The sequence below is a fragment of the Acinetobacter sp. UBA6571 genome (assembly GCF_002434085.1).
GTDB classification, from domain to species: Bacteria; Pseudomonadota; Gammaproteobacteria; order Pseudomonadales; family Moraxellaceae; genus Acinetobacter; species Acinetobacter radioresistens.
Window position 1 is genome coordinate 32,960 of record NZ_DJJJ01000037.1, and the last position, 16,810, is coordinate 49,769.

At 44.6% G+C, this 16,810-nt stretch carries 17 protein-coding genes and 1 pseudogene; all 18 read left to right on the forward strand.

What is annotated here, in order from left to right; all coding sequences use genetic code 11:
* The first annotated feature begins 3 nt into the window (after positions 1-3).
* Entirely contained in the window at positions 4-1,464 is a 1,461-nt protein-coding gene (locus tag B3X18_RS07830; RefSeq protein WP_034675356.1) for a phage portal protein family protein, read from the forward strand.
* Complete coding sequence (locus B3X18_RS07835; protein ID WP_034679959.1) at positions 1,461-2,666, forward strand: phage minor head protein; 1,206 nt, start codon at positions 1,461-1,463, stop codon at positions 2,664-2,666. The genes B3X18_RS07830 and B3X18_RS07835 overlap by 4 nt, the downstream gene beginning before the upstream one ends.
* 59 nt (positions 2,667-2,725) lie before the next feature.
* The gene (locus B3X18_RS07840; RefSeq protein ID WP_034675350.1) at positions 2,726-3,697 is read left to right on the forward strand and encodes a hypothetical protein; all 972 of its coding nucleotides are present in this window, start codon (positions 2,726-2,728) and stop codon (positions 3,695-3,697) included.
* The gene (locus B3X18_RS07845; RefSeq protein WP_034675347.1) at positions 3,694-4,080 is read left to right on the forward strand and encodes a hypothetical protein; all 387 of its coding nucleotides are present in this window, start codon (positions 3,694-3,696) and stop codon (positions 4,078-4,080) included. Before B3X18_RS07840 ends, B3X18_RS07845 begins: the two co-directional genes overlap by 4 nt.
* A 3-nt stretch (positions 4,081-4,083) precedes the next feature.
* On the forward strand, positions 4,084-5,157 hold the full coding sequence (locus B3X18_RS07850; RefSeq protein WP_034675345.1) for a major capsid protein: 1,074 nt from the start codon (positions 4,084-4,086) through the stop codon (positions 5,155-5,157).
* 10 nt (positions 5,158-5,167) lie between these two features.
* Positions 5,168-5,518: a hypothetical protein gene (locus tag B3X18_RS07855; RefSeq protein ID WP_034675343.1), complete on the forward strand. Its 351-nt coding sequence runs from the start codon at positions 5,168-5,170 to the stop codon at positions 5,516-5,518.
* 8 nt (positions 5,519-5,526) lie between these two features.
* The gene (locus tag B3X18_RS07860; RefSeq protein WP_034675340.1) at positions 5,527-5,967 is read left to right on the forward strand and encodes a gp436 family protein; all 441 of its coding nucleotides are present in this window, start codon (positions 5,527-5,529) and stop codon (positions 5,965-5,967) included.
* A gap of 9 nt (positions 5,968-5,976) precedes the next feature.
* A complete protein-coding gene (locus B3X18_RS07865) occupies positions 5,977-6,459 on the forward strand; it encodes a phage virion morphogenesis protein (RefSeq protein WP_034675337.1) in 483 nt (160 codons plus the stop codon).
* Entirely contained in the window at positions 6,452-6,874 is a 423-nt protein-coding gene (locus tag B3X18_RS07870; protein ID WP_034675334.1) for a phage tail terminator protein, read from the forward strand. Before B3X18_RS07865 ends, B3X18_RS07870 begins: the two co-directional genes overlap by 8 nt.
* A gap of 9 nt (positions 6,875-6,883) precedes the next feature.
* Entirely contained in the window at positions 6,884-7,078 is a 195-nt protein-coding gene (locus B3X18_RS07875) for a hypothetical protein (RefSeq protein ID WP_034675330.1), read from the forward strand.
* Positions 7,068-7,814, forward strand: a complete 747-nt coding sequence (locus B3X18_RS07880; RefSeq protein ID WP_005019518.1) for a hypothetical protein — start codon at positions 7,068-7,070, stop codon at positions 7,812-7,814. Before B3X18_RS07875 ends, B3X18_RS07880 begins: the two co-directional genes overlap by 11 nt.
* 297 nt (positions 7,815-8,111) lie before the next feature.
* The gene (locus tag B3X18_RS07885) at positions 8,112-8,498 is read left to right on the forward strand and encodes an NADH-ubiquinone oxidoreductase subunit 6 (protein ID WP_034679960.1); all 387 of its coding nucleotides are present in this window, start codon (positions 8,112-8,114) and stop codon (positions 8,496-8,498) included.
* Between the two features lie 85 nt (positions 8,499-8,583).
* Positions 8,584-9,168, forward strand: coding sequence for a hypothetical protein (locus B3X18_RS07890; protein ID WP_034679962.1), 585 nt, complete (start codon positions 8,584-8,586; stop codon positions 9,166-9,168).
* Between the two features lie 82 nt (positions 9,169-9,250).
* Complete coding sequence (locus B3X18_RS07895) at positions 9,251-9,835, forward strand: hypothetical protein (protein ID WP_034675323.1); 585 nt, start codon at positions 9,251-9,253, stop codon at positions 9,833-9,835.
* 173 nt (positions 9,836-10,008) lie between these two features.
* Complete coding sequence (locus tag B3X18_RS07900) at positions 10,009-13,920, forward strand: tape measure protein (protein WP_286935326.1); 3,912 nt, start codon at positions 10,009-10,011, stop codon at positions 13,918-13,920.
* Entirely contained in the window at positions 13,920-14,345 is a 426-nt protein-coding gene (locus B3X18_RS07905) for a hypothetical protein (RefSeq protein WP_286935328.1), read from the forward strand. Before B3X18_RS07900 ends, B3X18_RS07905 begins: the two co-directional genes overlap by 1 nt.
* Positions 14,335-16,299, forward strand: coding sequence for a hypothetical protein (locus tag B3X18_RS07910; RefSeq protein WP_105919072.1), 1,965 nt, complete (start codon positions 14,335-14,337; stop codon positions 16,297-16,299). Before B3X18_RS07905 ends, B3X18_RS07910 begins: the two co-directional genes overlap by 11 nt.
* Positions 16,300-16,302: 3 nt before the next feature.
* Positions 16,303-16,810, forward strand: a pseudogene (locus B3X18_RS07915) (hypothetical protein); the annotation flags it as partial.

Below are 16,810 nucleotides of genomic sequence, written 5' to 3' on the forward strand. Positions count from 1 at the left end.
CCTATGGCAAAGTCTAAAAAAGGCAAAGCAGCTAAAAAGGCTTTGTCTTATGGCAACTTATATACACAAGAAGCAGTTACGCAATTTCTCTCTAACTTTGGCCGACAGCCAGATACGGATGAGGTTTTACGTAAAGCGGGTATAGCCCGGCATAGACTGAAAATTATGCTGGATGATGACGAAATTGCCCAAGCAATAGAGACGCGTATTGATGCATTGCTTGCTACACCATTTCGGATTGAACCAAGTGATACTCCTGTTGCAGCGCTACTGAATATCGAACTAAAAGAATGGTATTTTGAAATTGCATCTGCTGCACTAAACGCCTTGTTATTTGGTTACTCCGTACAGGAAGCCGTATATGAGCTTAAGCCTGAAGGGTATGTGGGACTGCAATGGATTGGTGAAAAGCCCATGCAATGGTTTGAACCAAAAAATGATGGACGATTAATCTACCGGCAAGACGGTTACGGTCGAGAAGAAGAAATTGATCAAAAGATAAAGTTCTTTCTGACACGCCGTAAAGCCACTTATGAGCAACCCTACGGAAAAGCACTGTTAGCCACACTATATTGGCTTTATTTCTTTAAACAGAATGGCTTTAAATTCTGGGCCAAGTTCCTGGAGCGTTTTGGTACACCCATACTTCTCGGCAAGGTGGATACAACTGGCACAGAAGATATGGCTAAAGCTTTGCTCAATGCTCATGCTCAAAGTGTTCTCGCAATTGATAAGGACGATGATGTAAGTGTTCTGACTGCCGGAGCAAATGGAACAGCCGGCTCATCATTCGATATGTTTAATAGCGTTCTAATTCGGCAAATTCAAAAGGTTGTATTGGGACAGACACTCACCAGTGGTACAGATGGAACTGGCAGTCGCGCTCTTGGTCAGGTACATGAAAATGTGCGACAGGATAAACTGAAATCTGATATGCGGCTAGTGACTCCAACGATCCAGGCAGTAGTTGATGCCTTATGCATGCTCAATGGATGGGATGAACATAAGGTGAGCTTGGGTGAGGAAGCTAAACCTCTTAACAAAGAGCAGGCCGAACGGGATGTTCACCTGAAAAATGCAGGTGCAAACTTATCGGATGACTACTTTATTCGTGAGTATGGCTTGCAAGAGGGTGATTTAAAGTCTGTAACTGACTTGAACCAACCCGATCTGCAGTTTAAGGCTTTACCCCATAAAGCCTTTAGTTTTGCAGCAAATGCCAGAAAACTTTCACCTGAACAGCAGGAAGTAGAAGAGCTGACTGATGCACAGCACAATATCGAACTCTTAAGCAATGCCCAGGTAAACGAGCTCCTGCAGAAGAGTGGAACACCAGAAGAACTGGCCTTTCATCTAATGCAGCTAATGCCTGAGGCTAATCAGTCGCAGTTCACGGCGAATCTGGAACGGGCTTTATATGCAGGTGATGTGCTGGGGTATATGACAGCAAGTGAGGGGAAATGAAGCCAGTCACATTCTTAGAGGCCTTACAGTTTGCCCGGTCTCGTAAAATTGTACTGCCTGATGAGTTTTACTCTCTGGATCTCAAGACACGACAACTGGCCACCACGGTCAGTTTTTTATCGAGCATAGAACAGATCCAGACTGTGATAGCCGCTGTAAACAAGGCTATTGCAGATGGCTCGACATTTGAGGACTTTAAGAAAGTGGTCGCTAAAAATGAAATCAAGCTAAGTGAGCCTTATCTCAAGAATGTTTTTAGGAGCAATATTCAGACGGCGTATAGTCATGGACGCTGGCAACAGCAACAACGCAATAGAGACAAACGACCATACCTGATGTATTCAGCTATCGATGATAGCCGGGTCCGTCCAAGTCACCTGGCATTGAACCGGATTATTCGTCATATCGATGATCCGTTCTGGCTCATGTATTACCCGCCGTGGGGCTTCATGTGTCGCTGTACAGTGATTGCCTTAACCGAGAAGCAGGCATTGAAATATGGTATTACACCTGATGATCAGCTACCGGAAGTGGCTGAGGAAATGGGGTGGAGTACTAGTCCAATGACCTATGGCGATCTATCTGGTCTGGTAGATCAGAAGATCCTGGATTCTGACATGGATAAAGCATTTTTGCTGAAGCAGAAAGAGGTCATCAAAGCCGAGTGGACGGCAAGTAAAAAGCTGGCCAGTTTATTTGCTCCAATGGATGAGCAGAGCCGTGATCTATTTGAAACCATTGTTGAGACAGTTTTACCTTTAGATCCGGAAATACGTCCAAGTACAATTAAGACTTTCCTGGATTATGTACAAGGCAATGATTCAGCTCTTACGGCGCAGTTAAAGCAGCCCCCTGTCACTCTGGCTGAGGAAGTGCTTAAACGCTGGTTGAAGGAGGATTTAGGCAGGTTGCAGGCAGTAGCATCGAATAGTACAGCGACAGTGACCGGATCAGCTTCACTAGCCTACGCTGCATCATTGGAGGTAGGTAAGGTCATTACTCTGGATGCGCCGTTACTGCTTGCAGGTTCTGGCTCAAATATCGTGATTCAGATTGAGAATGCTAAAGGTTTAGGTATTGATCTGGATAAGCTAAATGCAGGGCAAGGCGTACTGTTTCCCTTAGGCATATCTTTTCAGGTAGTTTCAAGGGAAATAGTAAATGGTCAGATGGTTTATACACTGAAAGCCTTAACTAACTAGATTTCAGAAATTAATTTGGACCACTCCATTCGGGGTGGTTTTTTTATGGAGCATGAAAAATGCCAGATCCAAATGAAGAACGGCTGAAATATCTATTTAATACATCAGCCATTGAGGTACCTCAGGCCAAAGAGGGAGATAAGCGTACATTTAAAGGTACGGCGTATAGCGGTGGACGTGTAGATGGTCACTGGTATTGGGGCCGTACCGGGGTGGTCTTTGATCTTGAGGGTATCGAAATTGATTCACCTACTGCATTACTGGAAGAGCACTTCGGCTCTAATCGTATAGGCGTAGTTAAAAAAGTCGATACCAATGGAAAGATCGATGTAGAAGGACACTTCCTGACTAATGAACGGGCCAAGGAAATTGTTCAGGACTCTGATGACGAGTTTCCGTTTCAAATGTCTATGTTCATTGATCCAGGCTCAGTTGAAGAGGTAAATACAGGCCAGACTGTTGTGGTTAATGGTCAATCATTTACCGGACCTATCGCCGTTTTTCGTAACAACCGTATTCGTGAATTCACGATCTGCTCTACCGGTGCTGATCGGAACACATCAATCAAAGCCTTCTCAGGCAAACCTAACTCCAATCAACCACCAGAAGAGGACACAGACGTGACCGAATTAGAAAAAGCACAGGCTGCTCAAAAGCAGGCTGAAACTGAGCGCGATAATGCACTAGCTGAACTCAAGCAATTCAAAGCACAAAAGCGTTCTGATGAAATTGCAGCTTTAGAAACTGAGCTGAAAACACAGTTCAGTGCTGAAGACAAAACGGCTTATACCAATATGGATGATTCGGTTTTCACCTTCACGGCTAAACAGCTTCGCCAATTCTCGGCAGGCAATCAACAACCACCAGCTGGACAACAGCAACAACAAACACCAGGTGTAAATCCAGCATTTGCTCACTTGTTTAGCCATCAAGCTAATCCTGGGCAAGGTGGACAGGCTCCACAAGGTTCAGCACTGGACCAGGCATTTAACCAGTTTGCCGCAGCACAACAACAGGGGACTAAATCATGAGCCAAGTCATAACTGGAACTATTGAAAATAAACAGTTGGTGGTCGGTGATGGTATTCGTACCGAGAATGCCAAACCTAAAACAGGAGTCATCTATTTACGTGGGGATTTATTATACGTCGATGCCAACAATGTAGCAGATCATCCGACGGTAACTGAAAACGTAGTAGGTGAGTGGAATGCGATTGCACTGGCAGACATGAGTGCAGAGCAGTCGACCTACCATGCCAATCATAATCTCGAAATGCCGATCTATGTACAAGGTGCCTTTGATGTGGCTGTTGTTACAGTCAAAGGTGAGGCGCTTGCAACAGGGCAGATGGATGCTGTGCGAGCACAGGGATTAAAAAATAAAATTGAACTTCGTAAAGTGGTAGGGAACTAAGACATGAGTCAAACTTTTACATTTCAAAATGCACCCATTGAGTTGCTGGATGTACCACAGCTGGTGCTGCTGACTGATACTACTCAAAAGGTGGATACCTGGTTGATGGACCGGTTTTTTCCTCAGCGTGTTTCTTATACCAAGAAGGAAGTCCCTGTAGGTGAGCTGAACACCGCAACCCCACTTGCACCTTTTGTCACTCCGACAGCAGCTGGCCGACAGATCAAGGTAGGTGAGTCTGGTAACGTTAAATTCGTTAAACCGGCTTATTTAAAACCGATGATGACGGTGATGCCAAGCGAAGTACAAAATACGGCACTGATTTCACAGCTACGCCGTTATGGTGTGATTGCTACAGGTTCAAATCGATTGTCTGATGCAGACTTGCTGTTAATCGACCAGGCACAAAAGGCTCTGTACCTGCGTCAATCTATTGAAAACCGGAAGCTGCTGATTGCCCGTGATGTACTGCTATATGGTAAGACTACTTTTGCCTCAGCAGATTTCCCGATGTACGAAGTGGATTATGAGCGGAACCCGGCCTGTAACTTCACACCTCTAATTAAATGGGGACAAGCAGGAGCCACACCGGTTAAGGATATTCAGGCGATGATTGACTTGGCTGTTGAACATTCAGGTACATCACCAATCATGGCATTAACCACTTCTAAGGTGTACAACACATTAACTAAAGATCCTGAGTTTAATGAGAAATTCATTACACCGTATAAAGGGATCAGTGTGCCGCTCACCCCAACCTTTGATCAATCTGATAAGCCACAATTCCGAGGCACAGTGGACAATATCGAAATCTGGACCTATGACGCTAAGCATAGTATGGGGGGTAGTACCGAACGCTTTATCCCTGAAGACTTCTTTGGTCTGGTTGCCGACGCCAATGGCTGGATCGCACATTGTGCATTGCAAAACGTTGAAGCATTCGGTCAGGCTCTAGAGTTCTATTTAAGCCAATGGCAAGAAAAGAATCCTTCAAGCATTCAATTACTCGCTGAATCCTCTCCACTGGCTGTTCCAAACAACAAGAACGGTTTAGTGGGTGGTCGTGGCTTTGTATAAGGAGAACTCAATGCCAAAGTATATTGCAAGACAGTCGATCGGACATTTCCGTCCAGGTCAGGAAATAGAAGGGCTTGAAGCTAAACAACTTCAGGCCCTTTTAGCATCTCGGGCTATTGAAGAATATCAGGAGCCGGAAGAGCCTAAAGCAGATGGTGCCGCTGCACGTTTGGCTGAGCTTGAAAAGGCTAATGCAGAGCTGACAACGGCTAATAAAACCTTAGCAGATGACAAAGCTAAAGCTGAGCAGGAAGTTGCTGAGCTTAAAGCAAAGGTGGCTGAGCTTGAAAAGGCCAAGTCAGCGTCTAAGTCTAAGACTAGTGACAAGCCAGCTGAACAGGGTGCTGATGCAGCCAAGTAAGGTGATCTATGTACGCAACAGAAGCAGACATGGTGAAGCGGTTTGCTGATGACATTGAAGAACTAAAGCTGATGCATGCAGATGCAGCAGTTTCTATCAATGAAGCGCTTCAGGATGCGGCAGAAGAGATTAACGGTTATATCGGTGGTCGTTATCCTCTGCCTCTTCCCAATGTGCCCAGTAATCTGAACCGCATGGCCTGTGATATTGCCCGTTACCGGCTTTATTACCAGCAACCCACTGAAGAAGTACGTAACCGTTATAAAGATGCGATTAAATTTCTTGAACGGGTACAAGATGAAAAAGCACATCTACAGATTCAGACCGCAACCAATGAAATTGTAGATGATCAGCCCAAGGGCCGGCCTACCACAATGCCCATCGGAACCAGTTATGTAGGAGGCGTGTTTGGTGATGAAACGCTAGACAAGATGCCTTCATTTAAATAAGGAGGAGGTATGGCTTTTGCTATAACAATTCGTCCTGACAATGAATCTGCCGTAATGGCAGTACTGCAGCATATGGCCGATTTCGACAGCAGAAAGGAGGATATGTTTGTCGAGATTGGTGGCTATGGAGTTTATTCCACTCAAGACCGGTTTATCGGTCAGCATGATGTAGATGGTAACCCATGGAAACAGTCATGGCGGGCTCAGATGCAAAATGGTCAAACAGGCCGTGATACGGGTGAATTAATGAATGAATTACACTATAACCTGCGCCCTGATGGTGTTGAGTGGGGTTCAAACAAAATGTACGCCCATGTCTTTCATTTTGGTGCCACCATTCTGCCTAAAACGGCGGAGTACTTAACCTTTGCGGTGGGTGGCCAGTTCAGGAAAGTGAAACAGGTCAATATCCCTTCTCGTACCTTTCTGGGCATCAATCAGGATGATGATGAAGAGATCCTTAATATTATCGGGAGGCATATAGGTGTCTGACTTTTTTGCAGTACGTGGAGAAATTGCCGAGAAGCTCAAGGAGATTCCGGATTTCAAGCAGATCTATACGCCGTTGAACTCTGTACTGGTGACTGAAATGGGTCAGGTAACCCCATCAGCTCACGTCAACTTTGTGCGGATTCGCCCTAAGGATAGTGCGGGCAAGGGAAAAATGAACATGATCAGCCAGCAGTGGGCGGTCACCGTGGCCTGTAAGAATGCCCGTTCACAGTCTATAGATGGTTCAGCGGTAACAGATCAGGCGGGTAATCTTCTTGAAGATGTTATTCAGTTGCTCTCAGGCTGGAAGCCAGCCTCGGCACGTGGAGAATTGATGCTGGTTGATGTGAAAGAAGCTTTTAGTACAGGTTTTGCATATCTCACCGCAGTATTTGAATCAGAACGATTTATCTAGGAGCCAGTTATGGCAGCAAAACAATATATAGCCCAGCAACCTTTAGGGCGTTTCAAAAAAGGGGATTTCGTGGGTGGACTCACCGATGCTGAAATCCGACAGCAATTAGATGCTGGTACAATCAAGGAGGTAGAAAAGCCTTCTGAAGAGCCGAAACCAGCTGCAGCAAAAACTACAAAAGAGGTAAAAGCAGATGGGAAATAAACCAGACGTTATTTCGTTACAGGGTGAACTGTTCCTGGCTAAAATTATTAATGGTGCAGTATCAGGTATGTTTCCGGTAGGAAGTATGCCAGCCCTGCAGCTTCAAATTACTTCGGATTCAACCGATCACTATGAGTCCAAAACAGGTTTTCGTACGAAAGATGCAGTACTGCGAAAGCAGACAGGAGTATCTGTAAGCGGTACCCTGGAAGAGGTAACCAAGCAAAATCTTGCCATGGTGATGAGTGGTAAAGTTACTGAAGTATCTGCAAGCACTATTGCTGATCGCTCACTAGGTACTGTTGAAGCTGGGACCATGATTGATCTGGGTGAGCGTAATCTGTCAGAAGTTAAGTTTAAAGACGGCGCTGATACAGATATTGATGCCAATACCTATGTACTCGATTCGGCATTCGGTACAGTAATTTTTAATATTGCACCGACTGGTGACGTTAAGTGGTCAGGTAAAGCCGGAAAATTAACACGTACTGCGATTGCAAACGATATCGGCAATGAATACCGCTTCTTCTTTAAAGGTGTTGATACCTATAAAGGAGATAAGGTTGCCGTGACTTTATGGCGTGTGGAGTTTTCACCGGAAACGGAATTTGATCTGATCAATGAAGATTTCTCTAGTTACGATATTGAAGGTGAATGTCTGGCTGACATTACCAAGGTAAATGATGCTGAACTTAGCATGTTTGGCCACATTGATCGTTTTAATGTAGCAGCTTGATACTAAAGCTGAGTAACTGAATCCAAAATACAGGCACAGAGGCGCATAAGCGTCTTTTTTTGTGCCTGTTCACTAAAAGATTTATATTAAACAAATTAGATAAAAGTTAATAAAAATAAATAATCTATATTTAGGAAGATGAAATATAAGCTTTATTTTTTCACAAATTATCTAGATATATTAATAAGAATGAGAATAATTATCAAAAATTAACAGATGTTTTGATGTTTTACTTTTAAGATGGGCCCTATTAGGCATCTATGTTGAATTCAAAAATTAAAAATGGAGAATATAAGTATGAAATATCTCTTCTTGGCGCTAGCAGCAGGTGTATTTCTAATGGGGTGTAATTCTAATATGGCTAAGGCTTCTAAAAATACTACTACAGACAAATCCTCAGAAAATTTAAAGCCCAAACAGATCATCAATATTACTGAAGAACAGCAATTACTGAAGTTTATTGGACCAAATAATCAAACATATATCCTTAGAACTACAGATAACTTTGAAACGGCGGAACTAAGTGATCAGTCAGGTAAAACTTATCGACTTAAACGAGCCGTATCAGCAAGTGGGCTCCGCTTAGCAAATAGCCAAGGGGTATCAATCCACTTTAAAAATGGTGAAGGTATTCTAGAACTAATTAAGGATCAGCCTATCAATGTTACTGAGGTTAAGCCTTAAACCTGAGAGATAAACATCGTATTAAATGAATAAAAGCACCTTCGGGTGCTTTTTTATTTCTTGAACTTTATTTTGAGATTCCATCATGAATGATTTTTTTCTAGCAGCTAATCGCTCTATCACAGTGAATGATGTTGAAGTTCACCAGATCCAGATGAAAGATTTTGACCAGTGGGCGGTACATGCCGAAAAGGTAAAAGGCTTCTTAAAGGGAAAAGATTATTCAGATGAAATTTTAAGCGAGCTTTTTAAGACTCATTCAATTGAAGTGCTGGATATGTGCAGTTTGGCCACCAAGCTTCCAGCAACCAGTTTGATCGATCTGGCCACAACATCGGAACAGCAATTTAAAGAAGTTTTATCAGCAGTACTGCAGGTCAACGGCGCTTATTTTAAAGAGGATCAGCCTAAACGCCGTAATAAAAAGCAGGCAACAAAAGACAATGATTCCACCTGGTTTGACTCATTCCAGTTGTTGATCAGTGCTGGCCATACTCATACCGAAATCATGAATATGAGCTATGGTACGTATAGTGAATATTTAAAATCAGCCCAAAAGGATTACCGGAATAAGCTTGCGGCAATGACCAGTGTAGTGAGAACCGCTCAGCATGCATCTGCTAAAGAACTAAAGAAGTTTCTTGATGAGCTAAAAGAAGAAATAGTGTGAATTATGTAACATTTTCACATAATTAAATTTACCATTTCCGATTAGAATAGTCGGCATTATAAGAGTGCACTTGAGCTTAATCATGAAAAGAGTATTAACAGCGGAAAGTAGAGCAGCATATAAGAAATGGTTTGACTCATTCAGCAGTGACGAGCAGAGAGAGTTAGTGAATATGGGTGTGGCATGCGGTGCCGACTCAAAGTTTTTTAAGCATGAAATTTTAGATATCCTGAGTCATCTGGACAATGAAAGGCTGAAAAGTAATCGTCTTTTATTCAAGAAATTTGCTGAAAGATATATTTCGTTAGTGCCTAACCATATTCGTCCTCATGTAAATTGGGCGCTTTTAGAAAACAGTCGTGATTATCGCGCTTGGTTTGCAAATAGACAGATGTTTGTTTTTAACTGTCTGGTCGTTAAAGATATTTATGAGCATAGCAAGGATAAGAACTCAAGCTACTTATTATGGGTCCCCATCATTGATGACCATACCCCGGAAACTTGTAAAAGTTTCAGTAGCAAAGTATTTAATATTCTTGATAAGGAGTTTCAAGAACATGCTGTTGAGCATTGGAGCAGACCGCAAGAAGGTTGTAGATGTAGTTTGATCTCGATTACCCATGCACAGGCAGAGAAATACCTGATAGATATGAACATGAGTGCATAGAATAAAGAGATATAAGTGAACAAGGATGTTCTTTCACATTGCGATAATTTAGACCAGTCGGTTAAGATGCTCGAAAATGTAAGCATTGCGGATCAACCATTGAATAAATAATTTAAATTTTTATCACTTCATATAGCCCACCATTTGGTGGGTTTTTTATTGCGAGTAACAATATGGCCGGTAAAGAATTAACCTTTAAAATTGTGATGGAAGCTGATACTAAGAACTATGTATCGAATATCAAGGAATCTGAAAGTGTTACCAAGGCTATTTATACCGCAATAAAACAGGAATCTGAAAAACTGAAGGCTGCATCTGAAGAGACTGCTCAAGAAATTGGAAAAATAGTTCCTGATGATTTGCAGAAGAAAGCTGATCAGGCTGCCAGCAAGATCAATAATCTTGGTAGCGAACTTCAGGATACTGCAACTAAGGCAAATAAGGCAGGCTTTGAAATCGGTGAAGCCATTCCAGGTGATACAATTCAGCTGGCGGAAATATTAGGTACTAAATTCTTTACAGCGGCCAAGGAAATTGAAGCTCTTGGTGACAAATCGGTTATCAGTGCTAGTGAACTACGCTCAATGTCGAGTATTGGTGAGCAAGGTCTTAATGAGCTTAACTCAGCACTAAAAGCTGCTCAGGCTGAATTGGTTCGTTTGCAAAGTACGGATGGTACCTTAAAAGATATTGAAATCGCCAAGCAGCGTGTTCTAAGTATTGAAGATGCTATTAAAGAAACATCCAGTGCATTTAATTACTATCAGGACGTTGCTGTAAATGCCATGCGTGGCGTGGACAATGCCACCCAATCGACCATTAACCAGTTACAGCAGTTCAGTGCAGTAGATCTATCAGGTGTAATAGGTGAAGCGCAGACTGTAACTCGTGCTATCGAGTCAATGGGAAGCGGTGCAACAGTATCTACGCGTGAAGTTCAGCGTATTGGTGAATTAGGCTCTAACGCGATTAATGCCTTAGAAAGAGAACTGAACGAGGCTAAATTAGCTTGGCAGGCCCTATCAAGTGCCAGCCATGATATTTCCCTTGAAGAATTGAATCAGGCTAAACAAAAAGTTGAACGCTTGGAGCAGGCTCTGGACCTGACTGAAAACTCAATGAATGAGTTTAGGAGTGCGGCCCAGCAAGCAGCACCAGTGGTGGATCATCTGGATCAGTCTCTGGAAAAGACAAACCATGAGCTTAAGGATACAGAAACTTTTGGGCAACGGGCGGCAAGTGAGGTTGAAGGCTTAAGAAATAGCTTCAATGCTTTAACCGGTGTTTTGGCTGCAGTGGGTATTGGTACAAGTGCAATGGAAATTGCACAGGTATCTGATCAGTATAAAACACTATCTGGCCGTATTCAGATTGCGATTGGTGATAATGCCAACTTAAAACAGGCAATGGATGATGTTGCAAATGTAGCCATAAAAACCAATTTTAATCTTGTGGCTACCGGTGATCTGTTTGCACGGCTGACTAAAATTGGTCAGGAGATGAAGTGGCCGCAAGAGCAGGCTTTAGCACTGACTGAAACTATTAACCGCGCCATTCAGGTGGGTGGTGGTAGTGCAGAAGCGAATGAAGCTGCAATTATCCAGCTTAATCAGGCGTTAGGTTCAGGTGTACTACGAGGTGATGAGTTTAACTCCATGGTTGAACAGTCACCCCGACTGACACAGGCAATGGCCGACGGATTGGGTGTGACTACTGGCCAATTACGTGAGATGGCTAATCAGGGACAGTTGACCACCGCCGTAGTGACCAAAGCTATTTTAAGCCAGAGTGAAGTGATCACTGCCGAGTTTAATAAATTCCCAGCTACGATTGGCGCTTCTATTGAGAACCTGAAAACAGCCTGGACAATTTATATCGGTGAAGCAGATGCAGCGAGTGGAGCAAGTGCTAAGGTAGCCCAAGCCTTAAAATTTGTTTCTCAAAACCTTGATGCACTTATTACAACCCTTACTGCTGCAGCTCAGGCATTTATCGCTTATAAAGCTATTGGAATGGCAGCAGTATTTCTGGAAAAAGCCAATGCAGCGAAGGCTGCACAAGTTGCTATCGCTACAGAAACCGTAGCACTGACTGCAAATACCGGTGCAAATACAGCCAATACACGTGCTACCCATCTTACGGCAGTAGCTAAAACCGAACTGGCTGCTGCAACCAATGCAAGCACAACCGCAAATACAGCAGCTACCGGAGTGTTTGGACGGGTTACTAATGCCACAAATGGCCTTAAGGCAGGATTGGTTTCTGTTTTATCCAGGTTTGGAGCATATGGTGCTGCAGCAGCCGGTGTCGTAATCGCTAGCAATTTGATGATTGACGGTTTTAAGGCAACTGATGAATGGCTACTACGACAGGGTTCTAATTTTATTGACTGGGCTGTAGCGAGGGCAACAGGTACAAAGTCGTTGGCCGAGCAGGAACGCGATCTGGCAGCAGCAGAGGAGGAATCACGAAAGAAACAGGAAGCAAGTACTGCGGCCAAGGAAAAACATGCTGCAGCTGCCGAGAAGAGTAAAGATAAAACCTATCAGCTGACCGAACAATCCAAAAAGCTTATTACAGAGTTTGATGCATTAATTGCAAAGGGTGAACCTGCTAAAGAAGCCTTGGAGAAAGTCTCTCAGGCTATGAAGTTTGATTCGACCAAAGGTATTAATGACACAATCACTGCTTTAATTCTCCTGAAAAACCAAGGGAAAATTACGGGCGAAGAATTGCAAGGAAGTTTAGGCAAAGCCTTAGATGGCAAGGACCTGGTTGTTTTTGAAGCGAATGCCAGAGCTGCTTTTGCAGGAACGTCAAAGGAAGCCGAAAAGAATGCTCAGATAACTGAAGCTGTGATGAAGGCGGCATTAGATCGTACCGGACTAAGTACAGAACAGCTTCAAGGTCGTTTCTCAGCTGCATTTCAATCTGCCAGTAATGATGTACAGCTGGTCGTTAGTAATCTTGAAACTTATAAAGCTCAGGGTATTGATACCGGACTGGCACTTTCAGCCAATTTAAATAAAGCAATTGATACTGCCCAGACTCGTGCCGAACTGGACTATGCCAAGAGCTCTCTAATTGCTTTTGGCAAACAGGGATTGGTAGCAGGTGATCAGGTAGCCTTGGGCTTGAGTAAAATTGAGGAAAAGGCGCGGCAGCTCCCTGCTGTACTTGATCCTGTACAAGCCGCATTTGCCGCTTTAGGTATTCAAACTAAAGAGCAATTAAATGGCGCTGCAGTGAGTGCCCAGAATAGTTTTGAAGTTATCAGTAAAAGTGGGCAGGCAACTGTTGAAGGTATTAAGCAGGCTTATATTCAGATGTTAAATGCCGCACTGGCAACAGGAGATAAGGCCCAGATTGCAGCTGTTCAGGCAAAAGCAGCAAGTCATGGGTTACAGGTGCAGATTGATGATACTGGTAAAGCAGTGGTTCAGACGGCTTCGGAATGGGTCAAGGCGAATATCCAGATTGAAAATTCTGCACGAGGTATTAAGGATGGCTACCGTGAAGCTGGCCGGGTGGCAAGAGAGGAGGCCAAATCCTCTACTGAAGCCTGGTCAGAAGCGCTTACTGCCATGCAGGGCAAGCTTAAAGCCTCTAAAACTGGAGTCATGGCTAAAAACGGTTATTCAGTTGATGAGATTGAGCAGCAGCTGACTGAAATGGGATATAGCGGTAATGCCCGGCAAAAGGCTAAAGAGCTATTCGAGACGGCACAACAGGGTCCAGGTGGTTATTACCGTTCAGCTTCTCATGAATATGCTGCGCGTTACGGCGTTTCTGCATACGACAACCAGAAACAGACCGGCAACTACATGTTCATTGCCGAGCAGCTGGAAAAGCTGGAAGAGTATGCAGGCAAGTCGGGCAGTACTGGTTCCAGAGTCAATGTAAACAATCTGGCCCCGGACGTGAGCTATCCTAAAACCAGCACTCCAACTGCTGAGCCTTCACGTACCGTCATCAACCAGATCTCTATTAATGGCCGCACAATTAACGTCCCTGTGGATGAGGCTAATCAGGGTAGTTTTAATGATTTCCTGACTGAACTGGAAAGGATAAAAAAGAGTAGCTAATGAAATTAATACGAGTGTCTACATCAGAAACCGTCCCATTTGAGGACGGTTTTTTATGGTCTGATGAATTTGATTGGAAGCCCATCGAGCAGAAACAGAGTCGGGCTATTGATGGTTCTCTAATTATCCAGGAGGGCCGTAAAAAGGCAGGTCGTTCAATTGTGCTGGAACCGGCAGATAACACGATGGGCTGGATCAAACGCCGTGATTTACGCACGGTTCAAGCCTGGTCTGCTTTATCTGAACAATTCATTCTGGCTTTTGAGTATCAGCACGACAGACGTGAATTTCATGTGATTTTTAACCATGAAGCCGGGGCTTTGGAAGCTGCTCCAGTGAAGGGAATTCCATCTGTATCTGACGATGACTATTACAACGTGACTTTACGCTTTATTGAAGTGGGGGAACTATCCAGTGGCAATTGAAACTAAAAATCTGGTGCTCTATAAATCTGAGCGCCTGAGCGATACAGAAGATGGTGGCGGCAAGTACTCTGGCCAGATTATTGAAGATGGCCAGAGCAATAACCTGTTTAATGATGTGAGTGAGCTGGACCGCACCATGGGTGATGTGTCACTGCGTAAACTGTTCCCCGCCGTAACAACGAATGATACAGACCTGCTTATGGGCGCTACGGTCTTTATCTCGGAAAACCCGAAAGACCCCAATGTCTCAGCTTTACTGTTTAGTACAAAGTCGTGGATTGATGAGCGCAAGTCTGCCCAGAACCGGATTGAAAACTATCTGGCCAAGGGTGGACAGGCAGCAGGGAGTCCACTGGATACACATTATGCCGGTATGAAAACCCTGCAGGTGGCGATGTTTTTGAGTGAAGTCGAAAGCTCGGTGGGCAGCACGCTGGTACTGGTCTCAAAAGAAGGCCAGGCACTACAGCATGAACAATATGTCCGCGTCACTAAAGTCGAGACCCGTATTGCCAAGATGGTCATCGATGGGAAGGAAGTTGAGTACAAACTGGCTACTTACAGCATTAATGATCCACTCGATCAGGATTATGTCGGACTCTCTGCAAGACAATGGTATAGCGGCGAAAAGTCCGAAACGATTTTACGGGATACCATCGTAGCCGATACCGGTAAATACTATGCATCCAGTAATCTCAAGTCTGCTGCAAAAGTCGGTGAGTTTACTGTAAATGCAGAAAGTATCTTTGCCCAGCTGGTTCCATCTGCCCAGACCGAAACGCCAATTGTAGATGTAAACGCAGCCGGGGAAAGTATGGTACTGGTACCGGGTAACACTGCTGCTATTACTGCAACTTACTCGACCACCATTGGTACCGCTCAGAACCTATATATCGGCTCATCTGTTATGCCTTCCAGCATGTCTTTTAACCTGTTTGGCCAGCAGATCACTGATCAGGGCGGACTGCTTAAAAACACTTCAGGTACTCAGGTTGGAACAATTGATTACCAGCGTGGCTTGATCCAGTGGACACAAGCTGCAGGTGCAGGATCTGCAAACTTAAGTATTACCTTTAAGCCTGCTTCAGCTCCCAACCAGTACTTCCAGTCTGAAACCCGGCCTGTCACTCAACAAAACCAGAGTGCCAACTGGACCGGTGTACTGGTACCACCGCCTGCGCCGGGTAGCCTTTCAGTTTCTTATATGTCGCAGGGCAAGTTTTATGAACTGAAAGATGACGGCTCCGGGCGGTTGTCTGGCTCGAGTGCTTCATTTGGTTCAGGCAATATCAATTATGAAACCGGCTCCTGGTCTATTACGACGGGTGCTTTACCGGATGTGAATACACCAATTCTGTTGCTGTGGGGTACACCGCTGGCTACGTTTATACGCTCAGGTCTTGCGGTTGAACCGGCAGCATTCGAGTTTGATTTACAGCAGGCAGGAATAGCCTCAGGCAGCGTGACTGTAAAATGGCTGCTGGAAGGCGAACAGAAAACTGCAACTACAAATACGCTGGGCCAGTTTAGTGGCGATGCCAACGGTACCTTTAACTATGCCACCGGTCAAGGCCGGCTGGTACCGAATAAACTGCCGCAGAAAAATACGGTCTTCACTATCAATTATAGCTACGGGGCATCTACATTCCAGCAGATCGATAGCGTTATGCCGGTGGACCGGAAACTTAATTTCAAGATCGGTACCGGTGCAGCCATTCAGCCCAACAGTATTGAACTCAAGGTTCCTCTTACCAGCCAGCTGGGAAACGCTGTGGGCTCTGTCACGTTGACGGATATTCCAGTGAATGCCGAAGTCGGCAATCTGGTGGATAGCAAAGGTAAAGTACAGGGCACCATTACCTATGCAACAGGTGCGGTGGAAATTATTCCTGAGGCAAGCGCCACGCTTTACAGCAAATCCTATGCACCAATTGAAATCTATAGAGCGGGGTAAGTTATGTCATTTTATTTACCAACCACTTCCAACATCAGGGAAGAAGTGGTGCAGCTGGGCGCTTATACCAGTCTCGACATCCAGGCGCGTTACCGGGACAATTCGGATACCAGTGCCGGAGTTAAACAGGTTACCGGTGACAAGTTGCGCTTTGATCTGACCCAAGGCTTTGATGAGCAGATTCTATCCGGCGCGGTGCGTTTTATGCTAGGTACGGATACCTATCTGGACCGTACTGGCACCCTGGTACGCAATGTAAATCCAGCCAATAACAGTGGCACCAGTTCCGGCAGTATTCAGTATGGTACTGGTAAGATCGAAATCGACAGCTGGACACCGAATACGGATAACCGCCTGACATTGCAGTCTTTATCCACCACCACAGATATGCCGCCGGTCAACCGTATCAGCTTTAGAACACCGGTCAGTCCGCTGCGCCCCGGATCGTTAACAGTCGTCGTAGCCACTTTAGACTATGGCCAGCTGACATTGCGGGCTGATGACGATGGCA